This window comes from Pseudomonas sp. FYR_5, assembly GCF_043106315.1.
Classification (GTDB): domain Bacteria; phylum Pseudomonadota; class Gammaproteobacteria; order Pseudomonadales; family Pseudomonadaceae; genus Aquipseudomonas; species Aquipseudomonas putida_Y.
Map to the genome: position 1 here is coordinate 112,753 of NZ_JBICMK010000059.1, position 17,613 is coordinate 130,365.

Here is a 17,613-nt window from a genome sequence, read left to right on the forward strand (position 1 = left end):
TGTGCCCGCGAAAGGGCCGGCTCTGACAATGCGCGAAATCAGCCTCGACCGCCTCCGCACACTGGTGGTCATCAGCGACCTGGGCTCCTTTGCCGAGGCTGCCCGCCAGCTTAACCTGGCGCCGCCCACCATCAGCTTGCACGTGGCCGAGTTGGAGGCGCGTATCGGCGCCCCGTTGCTCACCCGCACCCGCGGCCAGGTGCGGCCTACCGTCATCGGTGAAACACTGCTGGGGCGTGCCAGGCGCCTGCTGGCGGACGCTGACTTGGCGCTGGACGAAGTACGCCGGCAGGTCGAAGGGTTGACCGGGCGTGTGCGTCTGGGCGCTTCCACCGGTGCCATCGCCCATTTGCTGCCGCAGGCATTGGCGCGCCTGCGTGTGGAGCACCCGGGGATCGACGTCCAGGTACAGGTGCTGACCTCCCAGGCGTCGCTCACGCGCTTGCGTGAGGGCACACTGGACATCGGCCTTGTGGCCTTGCCGCAGGTGGCCGGCAAAGGGCTGACGGTCACCCCCTGGCGGCGCGACCCGATCCTGGCGTATGTGCCGGCCGACTGGCAGCCGCCGGCCAGGATCACCCCGGCGTGGCTGGCGCAACGGGCGTTGATTCTCAACGACAGCACCACCCAGCTGTCGCGGGTTACCGGCGAGTGGTTTGCAGCGGCGGGGTTGTACCCCGAGCCGCGGATCGAGCTGAACTACAACGATGCAATCAAGAGCCTGGTCGGCGCCGGCTATGGGGCGACATTGTTGCCGCAGGAGGGGGAGGCGACCGAGTTGGACCGGCGCATTGCCCGCCGACCGCTGCGGCCCGGGTTGTGGCGGCAGTTGGGGATCGCTTGTCGGGAGGGGCAGGTGGAGCGGGCCACGGGGTATGTGCTGGAGGCGCTGGAACGGTTGTTGTAGGGGCGACTCCACTATTCCGCTATAGCAAGGCCTGTGGCCAGGCCTGCACGTTCCAGCTCCAGCTCCAGCGCCTTGCCGAACTCAGAACCAGCGATCGTTCTTCTTGCGCCCACGGGTCAGTGCCGGCAGGATCAGCCCCGCCAGCAAGCCTGCACCGGCAATGCTGCCGCCATACACCATGTAGCGCATCATCACCTGCTTGTTCTCATCCCCCAGGCGGGCCTGGGTATCGCGCAGGTCCGATTGGCTCTGATCGAGCTGCTCGTTCAGTGCCTTGTTGCGCGCCTCCAGCTCGTCAATCAGCTGCTTGCGCGAATCAAGTGTTTCCTGCATGCCCTGCACACGGTTCTTCCAGTTGTCGTCGATGGTCTTCAACTGCCCGGTCAGTTCGGCGACCTGGGCATCGAGCAATGGCAGGCGTTCGTTCTGCCCGGGTACCGTCTGCAGGTCGTTGCTGAGGATCCACACCACATCTCCGTTCTGCCCACGCACCCGGCTGTAATTGCCCTGGCTGCCGAGCAAGGTCAGCTTCTGACCGGACTTGAGCGTGCCGACAATGCGGTGCCCGTCGGTCGGGCCGCTGCGCACATAGGTGCTCAGGCTGTCGCTGACCCAGCGTGCGTCGCTGGCAGGCTCTTCGGCGTGCACGGGGGCGGCAATACCCACCACGGCGGCAATCAGGCCGATGCGCAGGGCAGGGAGGGCGGAAGCATTTGGGCGGGAATCGGGCATGTTGGGTCTTCGCTGAATTCGCTGGAACAGGACAAAAAGTAGGCCCGGTGACTGGGCCGATGAACCGGTCGGTGAGTTGACCGTCAGCGAAAGACCGTTTTTTTGTCAGCAGGTTCACTGCCTGACGTCGGAAATATCTGCAGAATGTTGCAGTACTTCACTCAGAGCGCTGCGTTGCCGATGACGCAATTGTAATGCGCCGATCACCTTGGCGTTATCTGCCGGCCGTCAATCTCGGCCCGCCGACATAACAACAAATGCGACGTTCAAGGAGCATCGGATGACGTGTAGATCACCCCTGACACTGGCTGCTTGCCTGGCGCTGGCCAGCGTTGGCAGCCAGGTTGTTGCTGCAGAAAAAAGCGCGGACGGCTTCATGGAGGGCAGTACCCTCAGCGTGCTTAACCGCAACTTCTATTTCAACCGCGATAACCGCGATTCTGCGGCCCCGACACACCACCCGGGCAAACAGCCTGACAGCGGCTACTCCGAAGCCTGGGGGCACGCCGTGATTACCCGATTTGAGTCGGGCTTCACCCTGGGCACTGTAGGTGTTGGCGTGGATGCGTTTGCCATGCTTGGGCTTAAGCTCGACACTGGCGGCGGCCGCAACGGCGGGCGCAGTTCCTTCGACGTATTGCCGGTCGACCGCGACGGCCAGGCACGTGACGAGTACACCAAGGTGGGGGGCGCGGCCAAGGTGCGACTGTTCGACACGGTACTGAAGGTGGGCGATGTGTTCCCGGCCAACCCGGTGGTGGCTGCTGGCGACTCGCGGCTGCTGCCGGAAAGCTTCCGTGGGGTGACCCTGGAGAACACCAGCATCAAGGACCTTGCCCTGCAAGCCGGACGTCTGCATGCCATGAGCCAGCCGATGTCCAGCGACCTGCGGGAGAACTTCGTGACGTTCTATGGCGGCCCGGTCGATTCGCCGTGGATCGCCTATGGCGGCGGTGACTACACGCTCAATGAGCATGTCAGCGTCAGCCTGTTCAGTAGCCGGCTCAAGGATGTGTGGAACCAGTACTACGTCGGCACCAGCCTGAGCTGGCCGCTGAGCGAGGAGCTGGCCCTGATTGGTGGTTTCAACTATTACAAGGCTGTTGATGAAGGGCAGCAGCGCCTGGGCGCCTTTGACAACGATATCTGGAGCGCCAAGCTGGGTGTGCGCTTTGCTGCTCACACCCTGGCCCTGACTCACCAGCGCAACAACGGCGACGACGACTTCGACTACCTGCGCCAATCCGACTCGATCTTCCTCGACAACTCCATCCAGTACAGCGACTTCAACGCGCCCAAGGAGCGTTCATGGATGCTGCGCTATGACCTGAACATGGCCACCTACGGCGTACCTGGGCTGTCGTTCATGACACGTTACGGCAAGGGTACCGACGCCGATTACTCCAATGCCAACGCCACTTACATGCGCCGCGACGTCGCGGGCAACCCGCTGACCGACCAGAAACGCTGGGAACGTGACATCGAGGTCAAATATGTGGTGCAGACTGGCGCGGCCAAGGACCTGTCGTTGCGGGTGCGCCAGGCCACCACCCGGGCCACGGTGTTCGAGTCGGATCTGGACGAAGTGCGGCTGATCGTGGAGTACCCGTTGTCGATTCTGTGATTCCACTTTGGCAACCTCGTTGCTCCTTTGGTCTGGGTGGATTTTTTGGGCGCTCCGCTTGGGGCGCCTTTTTTGTATCGGCGTCATCGCGGTTAAACCTGCATTGGCATCAGTTGGTCAGGCGTTACCAGTACGCCGGGGCTATGGGGCTAGACTCAAGGCTCACCTTCGATCTTGGAGCGAAGCCATGACTGCCAAGAACACCATCTGCCTGTGGTATGACCACGAAGCTGAAGCGGCGGCGAACTTCTATGCCCGAACGTTCCCCGATAGCCGAGTGGTCGCTGTGCACCAGGCGCCCGCCGATTACCCTTCAGGCAAGCAGGGCGATGTGATCACCGTGGAGTTCACGGTAATGGGCATTCCTTGCGTGGGGCTCAATGGGGGGGCGGCCTTCAAGCACTGTGAGGCATTTTCGTTCCAGGTCAGTACCGCGGACCAAGCAGAGACCGACCGCTTGTGGGATGCCATTATCGGCAACGGCGGCGAGGCCAGTGTTTGCGGTTGGTGCAAGGACAAATGGGGGATTTCGTGGCAGATCACTCCACGCATCCTCATCGAAGCCATCGGCCACCCCGACCGAGCGGCGGCCAAGCGTGCGTTCGAGGCCATGATGCAGATGGGCAAGATCGATGTGGCCCAGATAGAGGTGGCGTTAAAAGGTTGAAGCAGACCTGTGTTTTCAGCAGCAGCGGCCGCGTGCCGCGATCGGGCTGCACAGCAGCCCGTGGCTTTCTGGTTGGCGCAGTCAGTTGCTGGTTACTTCGGCCTCTGTCGCTGTCTTGGTCGATGCCTTCTTCTCCTGCACTACAATGTAGAACTCCTCTCCATGCTTCACCGCCCCATACAGTACGGCCTTCTCGATCAGCTCGTTGCCGCGCAGGTGGCGCAGCATCATCGGGTCCTTGCGCAGGTCGCGGTACAGCGCCAGGCATAGCAGTACCATCACCACCACGAATGGCAAGGCCACGACGATGGTCAGGTTCTGTAGCCCGGTCAGCGCCTCGCCAGGGTTACGTGGGTCGCCGATCGCCAGCATGATCGCCGCCACCGTACCGGTTAGCGAGCCCCAGAAAATCACTGTGCGTCGTGATGGCGCGGTGGTGCCGTGTTCCGACAGCGTGCCCATCACCAGCGAGGCGGCGTCGGCACCCGAAACAAAAAAGATGCCCACCAGGATCATCACCAGCACCGAGGTTGCCGAGGCCAGTGGGTAGCTGTCCAGCAACTGGTACAGCGCGTGGTTACTGTTGACCGCACCGTTGGCCAGCTGGAAGGCGCCCTCGCGCACGGCCTCGATGGCGGCGCCACCGAAGATGGTGAACCACACCAGGCTGACCAGGCTTGGCACCAGCAGCACCCCGGTCACGAACTGGCGAATGGTGCGACCGCGGCTGATGCGGGCGATGAACATGCCCACGAAAGGCGTCCAGGAGATCCACCAGGCCCAGTAGAACACGGTCCAGCCGGCCAGCCAGCTGTTCATCTGCTCGCCGCCGCTGGCGTTGGTGCGGGCCATCATCTCCGGCAGCATCTTGATGTAGATGCCGAGCGAGGTCGGCAGCAGATTGAGCATCAGCAGCGTCGGCCCGACCATGAACACGAACACTGCCAGCACCAGTGCCAGCACCATGTTGGTGTTGGACAGCCACTGGATACCCTTGCCGATGCCCGACACCGCCGAGGTGACGAAGGCAATGGTCAGCAGTGTGATGATCGAGATGTAGAACAGTTTACCGGGGCTTTCGATCCAGCCGTTGTATTCCAGGCCGCCGGCGATCTGCAGCGCGCCAAGGCCCAGCGAGGCGGCCGAGCCGAACAGTGTGGCGAAGATCGCCATCATGTCGATCAGGCGGCCGAGTGGGCCGTTTGCGTGCTTGCCGATCAGCGGCCGAAAGGCAGCGGAAATCAGTTGCGAGCGGCCACGGCGGAAGGTGCCGTAGGCGATTACCAGGCCAACGATGGCGTACATGGCCCAAGGGTGCAGGGTCCAGTGGAACAGGGTGGTGGCCATTGCCACCTGCATCGCTTCGCTGGTCTGCCCGCTGGCTGAGCCTGGCGGCGGCGATATGTAGTGCGACAGCGGCTCGGCCACGCCGAAGAACATCAGGCCGATGCCCATACCGGCGCTGAACATCATCGCTACCCAGGACACCGTGCGAAATTCTGGCTGTTCGCCATCGCGGCCCAGCGGCACCCGCCCGTAACGGCTGGCGGCCAGCCACAGCACGAACACCACGAAGAGGGAGGAGGTGAGCACGAAGAACCAGCCGAAATTGAGAATGACCCAGGATTGCGCGCTGGAGGCGCTGCTGGCCAGGCTGGCCTGGTTGAGGAAGCCCCAGAGCACGAAAGCGATGGCCAGGAGGCTGGTGAAACCAAAGACGATCCAGTCAAGCTTGCCCTCGAAATGCCGATCCTGGCGGGCTTCTGCGGTTTTCGAGGGGTCTGTGACGCCAAGATCGAGTGTTTCGGGGATGTGTTCCTTTGCCATGTATGATGAGGCCCCATTTGTGTATTGCCTGAACGCGCAGGCTTGTTGTGTGGGCTGCCGAGCGCGATGACGGCCTCGGCGGGGTGGATTGCTGGCGGGATTATCCTGTGCAGCAGATAGCGGCTCATGTCCCCATAACGTCCTGGGGCGTCCATTGCGCGACTTGGCAAATACTTTTAGTTCTGGGGGCAGTGGCCCTTTCTGCCTCGGCTTCTGGTACCCTGATGGGCATAACCCGGGCCCGCACATACGAGCATCGTAGAAGCGCTGCTGCTTGCGGGCCTGGCCGCACCAGGAAACGGAGATTCGTCATAATGGCCACTGACCGTGTGAGCCTGATTCATTTCGATAAATTGAGCATGAGCCCAGCCGCTGCCGATCGGTTCCAGAAAGCCCTCGACGCGCTGGAAGCGCTCAAGCTGCAGGACCGTTACGTGTATCTCATCGCTCCCTATCTGGGTGATATCGCTGACGCCTCCGACGCCGAGCAACTGGCCACAGCCCTGGAGCAGGGCTTGCGCGTGGTCGAAGAGTTGCTGGCAGCCAGGTCGGTAACCAAGGTCAAGGCCGAAGAAGTGCGTCAGGTGTTCCACAGCGCGGGTGAACGTGCGCGGGCAGAACTGCCTGGCTGAGTAGTGGCATGGCCAAAGACATCGACAACCCCTGCGTCTCGTTATGCCAGCTCAACAGCGAACTGTGCGTGAGTTGCGGCCGCACCCGTGACGAAATCCGCAAGTGGCGGGGCATGAAGAGGCCCGAGAAAATGGCCACTGTGCAGCGGGCGGCGACGCGAATGAAGGCTATCGCCAAGAAGGCGGCAAAGCGGCAGAATGCCGACTGAACCTGCCCAGAATTGACGCAGCCTTTCCTGATTGTCTGACGAGCCTGAAATGGATTCTCACTCGCTGTTCGCATTCACCCTGGTCGCCGCCATCGCGATCGCCAGCCCCGGCCCTGCCACCTTGATGGCTATCAACAACAGCCTTGCCCATGGTCAGCGCAGCGCGATCTGGTCGTCGCTGGGCAATGGCACGGGCCTGTTCTGTTTGTCGGCTGCAGCCATGCTGGGGCTAGGCGCACTGCTGGCCAGTTCTGAAGTACTGTTCAATGCCGTGAAGGTTCTGGGGGCGGGCTACCTGTTCTACCTGGGGGCGCGACAACTGCTGAAGAAGAGCCCGATGCTGGGGCAGGGTGCCGCAGAGCGTACGGCCAAGGTGCGCCCCTCGCCGCTGAAGCTGTTCAAATCGGCCTTCCTCACTGCAGTAACCAACCCCAAGGCAACCCTGTTCTTTACTGCACTGTTCCCGCAGTTCATCGACCAAGGGGCTGCATTGTTGCCACAGTTTCTGACCTTGACCGGGATCTTCGTGGCCTTGTCGCTGACTTCGCTGAGCGTGTATGCCGCTTTGGCTGCGCGGGCCAAGGGTGTGCTGACCCGGCCGTCGATGTCGCGCTGGGTGAGCCGGGTGGTGGCACCACCTTTATCGGTTTTGGCGCGGCGATCCTGGCGATGCGGCGGCAGGGAGGCTGAAAAGCCCAAGTGTCGCCGGCCGTGCAGCTCCTCACTGTCTGTCCTTCGGCAGATTTTTCTACTGGACGATGAAAGGCTCGTCTGCGGGTTGTTGATGGTCCAGACTATCTACAGTGCGCGGATGATAGCTGCAGGCGACCACAGTAGGTGGCAGCCTTGGGCTACCACGCCGGGTCGCCGGGTGTTTCATGTGCCGAGGGTCTTGGATGATCGAGCGTTGCTTTCGCCACGCCTTGCTCATGGTGTACCTGTCGCTGCTGCCTCTGGCTGCGGTAGCGGATGATGCATGCCTACGGTTGACCGCCACAGGCAACCCGGAATACCCCCCCTACCTGTGGCGCGATCCGCTAAACCCTCAACAGTTGATCGGTGCCAATGCCGACTTGCTCAAGTACCTGGGCAAGCAGTTGGGCCTGGAAATAGAGGTGGTTTACGCCGGGCCGTGGTCGCGAGCCCAGGAAGAAGTGCGCACCGGGCGGATCGACTTGATGGCCGGGTATTTCCTGACCGAAGCGCGCCGGCAGCATGTGGACTACATTACCCCGCCGTTCTTGCGCACACCCAGCGTCATCTGGGTGCACCAGGACAATGCCTTTGCCTACCAGCAATGGGCCGACCTCAAAGGCCGCAAGGGTGGCACTCTGGTCAACAACAGCCACGGCCAACAGTTCGATGAATACGCCCAGGCCAATCTCACCCTCGAGGCAGTGCCCAGTGCCAGGCAGGCGTTCGAGAAGCTGATGCACAAACGCAGCGATTACGTGGTGTACGAACAGTATCCTGGCATGGCGCTGGCGCGCACGTTGGGCATCGCAGCCACTGTGCAGGTGTTGCAGCCACCCGTGTCCAGCGAAGGGTTGTACCTGGCAATCTCACGAGAGTCGCCCTGCAACCGGCCATCGCTACGTGAGGCGCTGGCGCGGGAAATGGCGAAGATCGTTGATGAGGCCATGCCCGAGCAGTGGTTGAAACAGAATCTGGAACGGTGGCAGTGACAGCGTGGCTAAGGTGCTTCGCGGTCTTTGTGGGAGCAGCCTTGCGTCGGTACATGTACTACTCCAGTTCAACGCATATGCAAGATGATGGGGCTGCTGCTGGCCGGATCGGTATGGCCACGCAGCTTGCCTACCGCCTGCGCATCCACCGCACCACCCTGGTTGCCCCAGGCCGTACGCACAAAGCTGAGCACGTCGGCAATCTCCTGATCTCCCAACTGTTCGCGGAAAGCCGGCATGCGATAGGCGTCCGGCACCCCTGCAGCCACCACCCGCTGCGAACCATTGAGCGTGATATTGATTGCCGAGGCGTCCTCCTTGGCCAGTGCCGAGGTCGCTCCAGCCAAGGGCGGCATCCACTCGGCCTGGCCCTTGCCGTCCAGGCCGTGGCAAGACGCACAGCGTGTCACGTAGGTGCGCGCTCCTGGGCTGTCCAACCGTAGAGCTACCGATTCGGCTTGGTATTGCCACGGCGCGCCGTCACGTTGAGGGTCGCCGGGCAGCGACTTCAGGTAGTGGGCGATGGCTGCCAGGTCGTCGTCATGCATGAACTGCGTGGAGTTGTTGAACGCCTCGGTCATCGAACCGAATACCACTGCATGCCGGTTGCGCCCGGTCTTCAGGAACTGCGCGATCTCCGTCTCGCTCCAGCGCCCCAGCCCGGTGTTGTGGTCGGCGCGCAGGCTGGGTGCATACCAGCCATCGAGCAGTGCACCGGACAGGAACGGCTTGCCGCTCTCATCCAGCGCTTTTTCATTGAACGCCAGGCCGCGTGGCGTGTGGCAACTGCCGCAGTGTCCGGGGCCCTGGACGATATAGGCGCCACGGTTCCACTGTGCATCCTGCCCGGTCTTGTCGGTGTAAGGTGTGGTGGCGGCAAACAGGCCGTTCCACAAGGCGATGGGCCAGCGTAGGTTCAGCGGCCAGGGGATGTCGCTGGCCAGGTTGGCCTGCCGCGCCGGTTGCACGCCGTGCATGAAGAACGCATACAGCGCCTTGACGTCATCATCGCTGAGCTTGGCGTAGGACGGGTAAGGCATAGCCGGGTACAACCGCCGGCCACCGGGCGCGACACCCTGGCGCACGGCGCGGTCGAAGTCGGCCAAGGTGTAGCTACCGATACCGCTGTCGCGGTCAGGGGTGATGTTGGTGGCGTGGATCGTCCCCAGCGGGGTGGCCATTTCAAGTCCGCCGGCGAACGGCTTGCCATCCGGCAGGCTATGGCAGGCCACGCAGTCACTGAGCCGGGCCACATATTCTCCGCGGCTGACCAGCGCCGGGTCTGCAGCAGTGGCCTGCGCGTCGGCAAACGGCGATGCGGGTTCACGGGTGACATACCAGGCCAGCAGGCCCGCCGCGACCAGGCACGGCATCGCCAGCCAGCCAGCGGTTCTTGCGAAACGATGGGTCATGAGGCGTCCCTTGTGCGATCAGCTGAAGGTGTGGCGGCTCAATGGCAAACTGCGCACGCGCTGGCCGGTGAGCTGCGCAACCGCGTTGGCCACCGCCGGGGCCACGGCGGGTAACGGTGGTTCGCCGATGCCGCCCATCTTCGCCCCGCTTTCGATGATGCGCACATGCACCCGGGCCATGCGCGAAGGCGGCAGGATCGGGTACAGGTCGTAGTTGCGCGCGCGCGGCTTGCCATCCACGTACACCGCTTCTTCCACCAGCGTCTGCGACAGGCCGAGGGCGACGGCGCCATTGACCTGATGCTCGATGATCGCCGGGTTGACGATGCTGCCAGGGTCGATGGCTTGCCAGATGTCGTGCACCTTGACCTGGCCGTTGTCGATCGAAACCTCGGCAATGACCGCAGCCTCCGAGCCGAACGGTGAGGCCATGGCCACGCCGCGTGCACGCTTGCTGCCGTCCTCGGCGGTGAACGGCCCGCGCTTCCAGCCGCCGGACAAGTCGGCCACAGCGTTCAGCAGGTTGGTCAGGCGCGGGTTGTCGCGCAGCAGGTGCAGGCGCAGTTCAAACGGGTCCTTGCCACCTTTATCAGCCAGTTCGTCGAGGAATGATTCGTAGAAGAAGTCGTTCAGCGAGTTACCCACCGAGCGCCAGTAACCGAGCATGGCCGGACCTTTGACATAGATCTGGGCAATGCGCTTGTTGGCGATGGCGTAGGACTTGCCTGACAGCCCCTCAAGCGCGGTCGGGTCGATCTTCTCCCCTTGTTTACCAGCAAGAGCCTCGGTTGGGCCTTCGGTGGCGCTTACCGCTTCGAGCGCCACCGGCATGCCGTCGGCATCCAGCCCGGCGCGGAACTTCACCACTGCGACGGGGCGCAGCACATCGCGCAGAAATTCCTCCTCGCGGCTCCAGATGAGCTTCACCGGCCGGCCAACCGCCTTTGCCAGGGCAATGGCCTGCGGGTAGGGGTTGGCAGAGTCGTACAGGAAGTGGCGGCCAAAGAAGCCGCCCAGCAGCGGCGAGTGCAGGTTGATTTGTGCAGGCTCCAGGCCGGTGCGCCTGGCAATGTCGTCACGGAACATGTCCGGGGCCTGGTTGGGTAGCCAGACGTCGAGGCTGCCGTCCGGGTTGAAGCGGGCGAGGGCGGACGGTGGCTCCAGCTGGGCGTGGTTCAGGTACTGGTTGTGGTAGCTGGCCTCGACCTTGGTCTTGGCGTTGGCCAAGGCGCCGGCAATGTCGCCTTCGTTCTCTTCATCACGGGACGGCCCTTGCACCGTCGCGAGGTGTTCGCGCCAGGCGTCGCTGGAAAAATCGGCCGGCATCGGTCGCACTTTGCTGTCGGCGGCCGGCTCTTTCCAGTCCACCTGAATCGCCTCCACTGCACGCTTGGCGTGCCACCAGCGCTCGGCGACCACGGCCACGGCACCCGGCAGCTGATGCACTGAATGTACCCCTTTCATGGCCTTGACTTGGTCTTCGTTGCGCAGGCTGCCGACCGTCATGCCCAGGCGCGGTGCATGCTGCACGGCAGCGTGGAGCATGCCGTCGACTTTGATGTCGATGCAGTACTGGGCCTTGCCGGTGGACTTGTCGTAGGCATCCAGGCGGCGTATGGGCTTTCCAATCCAGCGAAACTGGCTGGGGTCGCGCAGCTTGACGCTGGCCGGGTCGGGCACCGGCAGGTCCATGGCGCGACCGGCCAGCTCACCGTAGGGTACGGAACGTCCGGTCGTGGTATGTACCACGTTACCCGGCGTGGTAGAAAGCTCATCGACCGGTACACCCAGATGTTCGGCGCCCGCCTGCAGCAGCATGCCCCGGGCGAGCGCGCCCAGACGGCGCATGGTCGGGTAGCTCATGCGCACCGACATGCTGCCACCGGTGATACGCATGCCGTTCTCCATCACCACGTAGGCTTCGCCCGGTGGTGCGCTATCGACCACGAAATGGGCCGGGTCGACATCCAGCTCTTCACCCACAATCTGCGCCATGGCGGTGAAAGGGCCTTGCCCGCCTTCCATGAAGGGGCTCAACAGGCGCACCGTGCCGTCCGGGCGAATCTCCAGAAATGCAGGCACCTGGGTGCCGCGTTCCGTAGTTGCCGCAGCGGCGGCGGCTGCCTGCACGCGGGCCGAGCCCATGGGCAGGCCGAAACCTAGCACCAGGGCACCGACTGCGGTGCCGGCAAGAAAGCGCCGACGTGACAGGTTGACCGTTTCGCCCCGCTGCAACCTGAGCAGTTCGGCAGGCGTATCGACTGGCGTGTTCATCAGGCCTGCTCCCCCTGTGCCAGATCATGCACGGCGGCATGGATGGCGTTGTAGGTGCCGCAGCGGCACAGGTTGACCATGGCTGCATCGATCTGCGCATCGCTGGGTTTTGGCGTGTGCTTGAGCAGCGCCGTGGCCGCCATTACCTGGCCGGACTGGCAATAGCCGCATTGAGCCACCTGGTGCTCGACCCAGGCGGTGACTACCCGTTTACCGACGGGGTCGGCCTCGATCGCCTCGATGGTGGTGACCTCACGCCCCACCACACCGGCCACGGGGGTAACGCAGGCGCGCACCACATTGCCGTCCACCAGCACCGAACAGGCGCCGCACTGGGCCAAGCCGCAGCCATACTTGGTACCGGTCAGCCCCAAGTCATCGCGGATTACCCACAGCAGGGGCGTGTCGGCGTCCGCCTCGACCTGATAGGTCTTCTGGTTGATGCGTAGTTCCATGGTTTCACCTGCCCGTCACGGTTGTTGTCGCTGTGTTTCTGCATGGGGAATACGTTGTCCCCCCCGGTGCAGAAACGCTAGCACAGGAGGATGACCGCTGGTCTGGTGGCGGGGGTGGCTTCAGAGGATCAGGCAAGTAATCCGGCGGAATACGCAAGCCAGCTTCGAAAAATCAAGCCTGCGGTCGGCGTTGAACAGGACTTGCGTAACGAAAACCCGGATAATGCCGGCCAATTTCGTTTTGCACGCTTAAATCACGGTAATCCCGCATGGAAATCAAGGTCAATTTTCTCGACAATCTCCGTCTCGAAGCCAAATTCGATGACTTCACGGTGATCGCCGACCAACCTATCCGCTACAAAGGCGATGGTTCGGCCCCCGGCCCGTTCGACTATTTCCTGGCGTCTTCGGCCTTGTGCGCGGCTTACTTCGTCAAGCTGTACTGCCAGACCCGCGATATTCCCACCGAAAACATCCGCCTGTCGCAGAACAACATCGTCGATCCGGAAAACCGCTACAACCAGATCTTCAAGATCCAGGTCGAACTCCCCGAGGACATTTCCGACAAGGACCGCCAGGGCATCCTACGTTCCATCGACCGCTGCACGGTGAAAAAGGTGGTGCAGACCGGCCCTGAGTTCGTGATCGAAGTGGTCGACAACCTCGATGCCGATGCCCAGGGGCTGCTGATGCCGGTGTCGGACACCAGCACCTATATCCCTGGCAAGGACCTGCCGCTGGAGCAGACCATTGCCAACATGTCGGGCATTCTTGCCGGGCTGGGGATGAAGATCGAGATCGCCTCTTGGCGCAACATTGTCCCCAACGTCTGGTCGCTGCACGTACGCGATGCGCAGTCGCCGATGTGCTTTACCAACGGTAAAGGGGCCACCAAGGAGGCTGCGCTGGCCTCGGCGCTGGGCGAGTTCATCGAGCGCCTCAACTGCAACTTCTTCTACAATGACCAGTTCTGGGGCGAAGACCTGGCCAACGCGCCGTTCGTGCACTACCCGAACGAGCAGTGGTTCAAGCCGGGCCCGCGCGACGCGTTGCCGGCCGAGATCCTCGATGAGCACTGCCTGGCGATCTACAACCCTGACGGGGAGCTGCGTGGTTCGCACCTGTACGACACCAACTCGGGTAACACGGCGCGGGGCATCTGTTCGCTGCCGTTCGTGCGCCAGTCCGACCAGCAGGTGGTGTACTTCCCGTCCAACCTGATCGAAAACCTGTTCCTCAGCAATGGCATGAGTGCGGGCAACACCTTGGCTGAGGCGCAGGTGCAGTGTCTGTCGGAAATCTTCGAGCGCGCGGTGAAGCGCGAAATCCTCGAAGGCGAGTTGTGCCTGCCGGACGTGCCGCAAGAGGTGCTGGCCAAATACCCGGCGATCCTCGCTGGCATCCAGGGTCTGGAAGAGCAAGGCTTCCCGGTGCTGGTCAAGGATGCGTCGCTGGGGGGCGAGTTCCCGGTCATGTGCGTGACCTTGATGAACCCGCGCACGGGTGGCGTGTTTGCCTCGTTCGGTGCCCACCCGAGCCTGGAAGTGGCGCTGGAGCGCAGCCTCACCGAACTGCTGCAGGGCCGTAGCTTCGAAGGCCTGAACGACCTGCCGCAACCCACCTTCGAAAGCCACGCGCTGACCGAGCCGAACAACTTCGTCGAGCACTTCATCGACTCTAGCGGCGTGGTGTCATGGCGTTTCTTCAGCGCCAAGGCCGACTTCGAATTCGTCGAGTGGGACTTCTCCGGGCACGGCGAGGACTCCAACCAGCAGGAGGCCGCGACCCTGTTCGGCATCCTCGAAGACCTGGGCAAGGAAGTGTACATGGCGGTGTACGACAACCTTGGCGCCACCGCGTGCCGCATCCTGGTACCGGGCTATTCGGAAATCTACCCGGTCGAGGATCTGATCTGGGACAACACCAACCGCGCCTTGTCATTCCGTGCCGACATCCTCAACCTGCACAGCCTCGACAGCCGCTCGTTGAAGCTGCTGCTCAAGCGCCTGGACAACTGCGATGTGGATGACTACACCACCATCACCACGTTGATCGGTGTGGAGTTCGACGAAAACACAGTGTGGGGCCAACTGACCATTCTCGAACTGAAGTTGCTGATCTGCCTCGCGGTACAGCGTTTCGAGGACGCCAAGGAACTGGTCGAGGCATTCTTGCAGTTCAACGACAACACCGTAGACCGCGGCCTGTTCTACCAGGCGCTGAACGTGGTGCTGGAGGTGCAACTGGATGACGAACTGGAGATGGATGACTACGAAGCCAACTTCCGCCGTATGTTCGGCAATGCGCGCATGGACGCGGTATTGGGTTCGGTGGACGGCAGTGTGCGCTTCCATGGTCTGACCCCGACCAGCATGAAGCTCGAAGGCCTTGATCGCCACCTGCGCCTGATCGACAGCTACAAGAAGCTGCACGCGGCCCGGGCCAAGTTCGCCTGACAGGCGCTGCGCCCAATCATCGCCGGCAAGCCAGCGCCACAGGTATTGCACCGCTCTTGAGATTTGTGCCGAACCTGTGGACGCTGGCTTGCCTGCGATAAGTCAGGAGCCGTCCTACAGCCCTTTGATCTGGGCGCCATCCCCATTCTGTCTTGCCGCGTTGCCATCCAGGCGCATAGCGTTCTCTTCCTATCCACTTCAGGTGGTGACTATTCGGGCTTAGCAGGCCCACCTTCGAAAGCCTCCGCCGGTGGTGGCGCTGCACGGACATTGAAAAGCTTGCAGACACAGTACCAACAGAGAGCGACGGTCAGGTTGTAGGGGAACAGCACCGCCCAGAACGGCAATTGCCAGTTCTTTTTGCCCTGCATTTCACCGGGCTCACCGGTTCGCCAAGGGGCGTAGTGGCGCCAGGCTTCTGCCGGGGTCAGGCAGATGGCGTGCAGTGGCTTGTGCCACCAGTTGGGTTCACCGGGCGGGGGGAGTTTGTCCGGGCCGTGGTCCATGAAGTGGCGGAGGTATTCCCATACCTCGGCTACATGCTTGACGCCGGGTTCGGTGGGTTCGTTGCTGTCGACCCAGAGGCAGTCTTTTTGGTGCAGGCTGCCGTCTTCCCGGCGGGGGGCGAAGGCGAGGGCATAGCTGGTGGTGAATGATGAACCGCCGAATTCTGTGCGTTTGAAAATACCGCCTCCAGTGTTATTCCAATCAAAAACTATGAGTGTATTTATGCGTTTGTAATATATTTTTTTGGTGGCTCTATTGAGGTATATGTCAGAGAGTTTTTTTATTAAGAAAACACGGTAGGCTAAGAATGGAGTAAAAATAAATGGTCCGAGGAGCTGTATTGCAATAAATACATATGCCCCTTCCTGTTGGTAATTGACTGAGTGGGTGAAAAAGCCTGTGTAGGATACAATCGCGATGGCTAAAATCGTGGCGGTATACATCTTGGCCATGAAGACTGAGTCGGAAACCCATGGATTTCTGAGCTGCGCTAATGTAGTGGTTATTTTGCTGATCTGTCCGTGGATCTTTGGTTTGATATAAGTGTTTTCGTGTGGGCTAAATAACCATGTTGTGGCCACAGTGCTACCTCTCGACATGAAGGGTTGAGGTTGAATGAGTGTTGGCGGATAAGCCTTGGTTTGATAGAAAACTTATTAATAGAGTGCCACTTTTTGCTCTGGCTCTATCGATTTTGTAATGTAGAACAAGGCCTGCGCAAGTTAAGTGGCAGGTCGGCTCAGTCTTTGAGGGGGTTGCCTTGCTGTCGAAGTCCAAGGTGCTTAAGGTGCCATGCCATAAGCTCTGCCCTATAATGAAGTCTTTTAGGAGTACGGTTAGTTCAATGGTGGCCATGCCCTCGTCTACATGGCTATGGATGATTGTTGCCCAATCTGGTGTTGGCCACTGATTGTTGATACTCAATCGTGTAGTAAGCCCTTCAAGATTTAGGCGTGCTGTTTGTTCAGCAGTCAGAGCAATGGGAGCGTAGATCTGAGTATGCCAGGCTTCAAGTTCTTTGTTGATATTGGTGAAGCTTGGGAGAAGTTTCTGGTGGTCTAACTTAATCCCAGAACGGATTTCGCCATCGTTCTCTCTTGTGCCAAAAATACTTCTGCTTGCCCAAAGCTCTATCGGAGTATGGAGGCGCTCATGTGCTTTAGCGTGTAGGTAAAGCCCATCGACAAGCACGATAGCACCGACAAGCACGAGACCCGCAGCAGCCCAGCCTGCGAAGGGGATTAAAGATGTTGGGCCAGAAATCGCGAGGCTAGCTTCCAGTATAAGAGCGGATCCAGCGGCAGATGTGAATCCACCAGCAGCAGTATACGCACCTGATAGAGCCCCCCCATTTCGGGACTGTCGATACCCTTTTAATATGTCTGAGGTTAGTCCAAGGATAATCGCCGGGTAGCCAGAGGCGCGGGCGAATAAATTGCTACTTAAGTGCTTTACTATGCCATTTCCAAACGCCATTCCTGGCGCCGTAGAACTGAATTTGATGACTACGGCTTTATGCGTGGCCCGCACGCTAACCAGCGTCACTACCGCCGCGCCGATCACCCCGAAGACTGATGAAGCAAACCCCATCGTGTATTCCGGTGCATCACTCTGCTGCAGGTTGCTGTACGCCGTCTTCAGCGAGATCACGTTGAACCACAGCATCCCCGCGTTTAAACCGCCACCACCGCCGGAGGTGAGCAACCCAAGGAAGTTGGGTTTCACCCGCGCAGTGGTGGTCAGCTCGATGGACACCGTGCGGCTTCCTGATATGCGCAACGCTTTCATCTCTTCAACCTGCGCCATGCCGCTCTTCAAATACCGCTGCACCTCCTGACTAAAGGGATTTTCCTTGATGGCCTGTTCGGTGATTCGATAGCGTGCCGCCAACAACCCCAGTGCTTTCTCGGCATTGGCCTCACGCGCTGCCAACTGCACCTGCCGCCGCAGGCCATGGCTGGCATCCCAGCGGGTCTGCCCGCGCAGGCGCTTGAGCACCACGGTATTGACCGACTGGGCGGTGAGGTCGGTGATGTCCGCCATGGCCGGGAAGCGCCCCGCCAATCCCTCGATCACGTTGTCGCTGGCGCCGAACAAGGTGCCGATCGAATCGGCTTTGTCCTTGAACGGGTTGAACGGCGCCAAGGCGGTGTAAAGCGGGCTGTCGTGCTGGTCCAGCCATTGCTCCAGGCGTTTGAAGCGCCGGTCATGCTCTTCGGTGCCGGG

General features: G+C 61.3%; 14 protein-coding genes and 1 pseudogene. 8 read left to right on the top strand and 7 right to left on the bottom strand.

The features are described from left to right. The first annotated feature begins 28 nt into the window (after positions 1-28). Complete coding sequence (locus ACF8RA_RS09580; RefSeq protein WP_176685732.1) at positions 29-907, top strand: LysR family transcriptional regulator; 879 nt, start codon at positions 29-31, stop codon at positions 905-907. An 81-nt stretch (positions 908-988) separates the two neighbouring features. On the opposite strand, the gene ACF8RA_RS09585 is transcribed toward ACF8RA_RS09580, so the two are convergent. Continuing rightward, complete coding sequence (locus ACF8RA_RS09585) at positions 989-1,639, bottom strand: TIGR04211 family SH3 domain-containing protein (RefSeq protein WP_176685731.1); 651 nt, start codon at positions 1,637-1,639, stop codon at positions 989-991. Positions 1,640-1,919: 280 nt separating this feature from the next. Here ACF8RA_RS09585 and ACF8RA_RS09590 point away from each other — a divergent pair, with 280 nt between their 5' ends. Next, entirely contained in the window at positions 1,920-3,263 is a 1,344-nt protein-coding gene (locus ACF8RA_RS09590) for an OprD family porin (protein ID WP_392515408.1), read from the top strand. Between the two features lie 187 nt (positions 3,264-3,450). Continuing rightward, complete coding sequence (locus ACF8RA_RS09595) at positions 3,451-3,930, top strand: VOC family protein (protein WP_176685729.1); 480 nt, start codon at positions 3,451-3,453, stop codon at positions 3,928-3,930. An 81-nt stretch (positions 3,931-4,011) separates the two neighbouring features. Here ACF8RA_RS09595 and ACF8RA_RS09600 read toward each other — a convergent pair whose 3' ends face one another. Next, on the bottom strand, positions 4,012-5,757 hold the full coding sequence (locus ACF8RA_RS09600; protein WP_392519125.1) for a BCCT family transporter: 1,746 nt from the start codon (positions 5,755-5,757) through the stop codon (positions 4,012-4,014). Positions 5,758-6,071: 314 nt separating this feature from the next. Between ACF8RA_RS09600 and ACF8RA_RS09605 the strand changes: the two genes are divergently transcribed. From ACF8RA_RS09605 to ACF8RA_RS09620, 4 genes and pseudogenes are all read left to right on the top strand, one after another. Then, complete coding sequence (locus ACF8RA_RS09605) at positions 6,072-6,389, top strand: hypothetical protein (protein WP_003256033.1); 318 nt, start codon at positions 6,072-6,074, stop codon at positions 6,387-6,389. An 8-nt stretch (positions 6,390-6,397) separates the two neighbouring features. Continuing rightward, entirely contained in the window at positions 6,398-6,598 is a 201-nt protein-coding gene (locus ACF8RA_RS09610) for a DUF1289 domain-containing protein (RefSeq protein WP_012271937.1), read from the top strand. Positions 6,599-6,647: 49 nt separating this feature from the next. Further along, positions 6,648-7,288, top strand: a pseudogene (locus ACF8RA_RS09615) (LysE family translocator). Positions 7,289-7,494: 206 nt separating this feature from the next. After that, entirely contained in the window at positions 7,495-8,283 is a 789-nt protein-coding gene (locus tag ACF8RA_RS09620; protein WP_392519126.1) for a substrate-binding periplasmic protein, read from the top strand. A gap of 68 nt (positions 8,284-8,351) precedes the next feature. Here ACF8RA_RS09620 and ACF8RA_RS09625 read toward each other — a convergent pair whose 3' ends face one another. From ACF8RA_RS09625 to ACF8RA_RS09635, 3 genes are read right to left on the bottom strand one after another with little or no spacing between them, the layout of a single operon-like run. Beyond that, positions 8,352-9,695, bottom strand: coding sequence for a c-type cytochrome (locus tag ACF8RA_RS09625; protein WP_392461223.1), 1,344 nt, complete (start codon positions 9,693-9,695; stop codon positions 8,352-8,354). An 18-nt stretch (positions 9,696-9,713) separates the two neighbouring features. Continuing rightward, positions 9,714-11,969, bottom strand: coding sequence for a molybdopterin cofactor-binding domain-containing protein (locus tag ACF8RA_RS09630; RefSeq protein ID WP_176685724.1), 2,256 nt, complete (start codon positions 11,967-11,969; stop codon positions 9,714-9,716). Then, positions 11,969-12,424, bottom strand: a complete 456-nt coding sequence (locus ACF8RA_RS09635) for a (2Fe-2S)-binding protein (protein WP_021782012.1) — start codon at positions 12,422-12,424, stop codon at positions 11,969-11,971. Before ACF8RA_RS09635 ends, ACF8RA_RS09630 begins: the two co-directional genes overlap by 1 nt. A gap of 269 nt (positions 12,425-12,693) precedes the next feature. Between ACF8RA_RS09635 and ACF8RA_RS09640 the strand changes: the two genes are divergently transcribed. Further along, complete coding sequence (locus tag ACF8RA_RS09640) at positions 12,694-14,880, top strand: OsmC domain/YcaO domain-containing protein (protein WP_003256021.1); 2,187 nt, start codon at positions 12,694-12,696, stop codon at positions 14,878-14,880. Positions 14,881-15,089: 209 nt separating this feature from the next. Here the strand turns inward: ACF8RA_RS09640 and ACF8RA_RS09645 are convergent, their stop codons facing one another. Further along, positions 15,090-15,968 (bottom strand): DUF6708 domain-containing protein, encoded by an 879-nt coding sequence (locus tag ACF8RA_RS09645; protein ID WP_392461224.1) that lies wholly within the window; start codon positions 15,966-15,968, stop codon positions 15,090-15,092. 4 nt (positions 15,969-15,972) lie between these two features. After that, positions 15,973-17,613 (bottom strand): T6SS effector BTH_I2691 family protein (locus ACF8RA_RS09650; protein ID WP_392519128.1); only part of this gene is annotated, 1,641 nt, incomplete at its 5' end.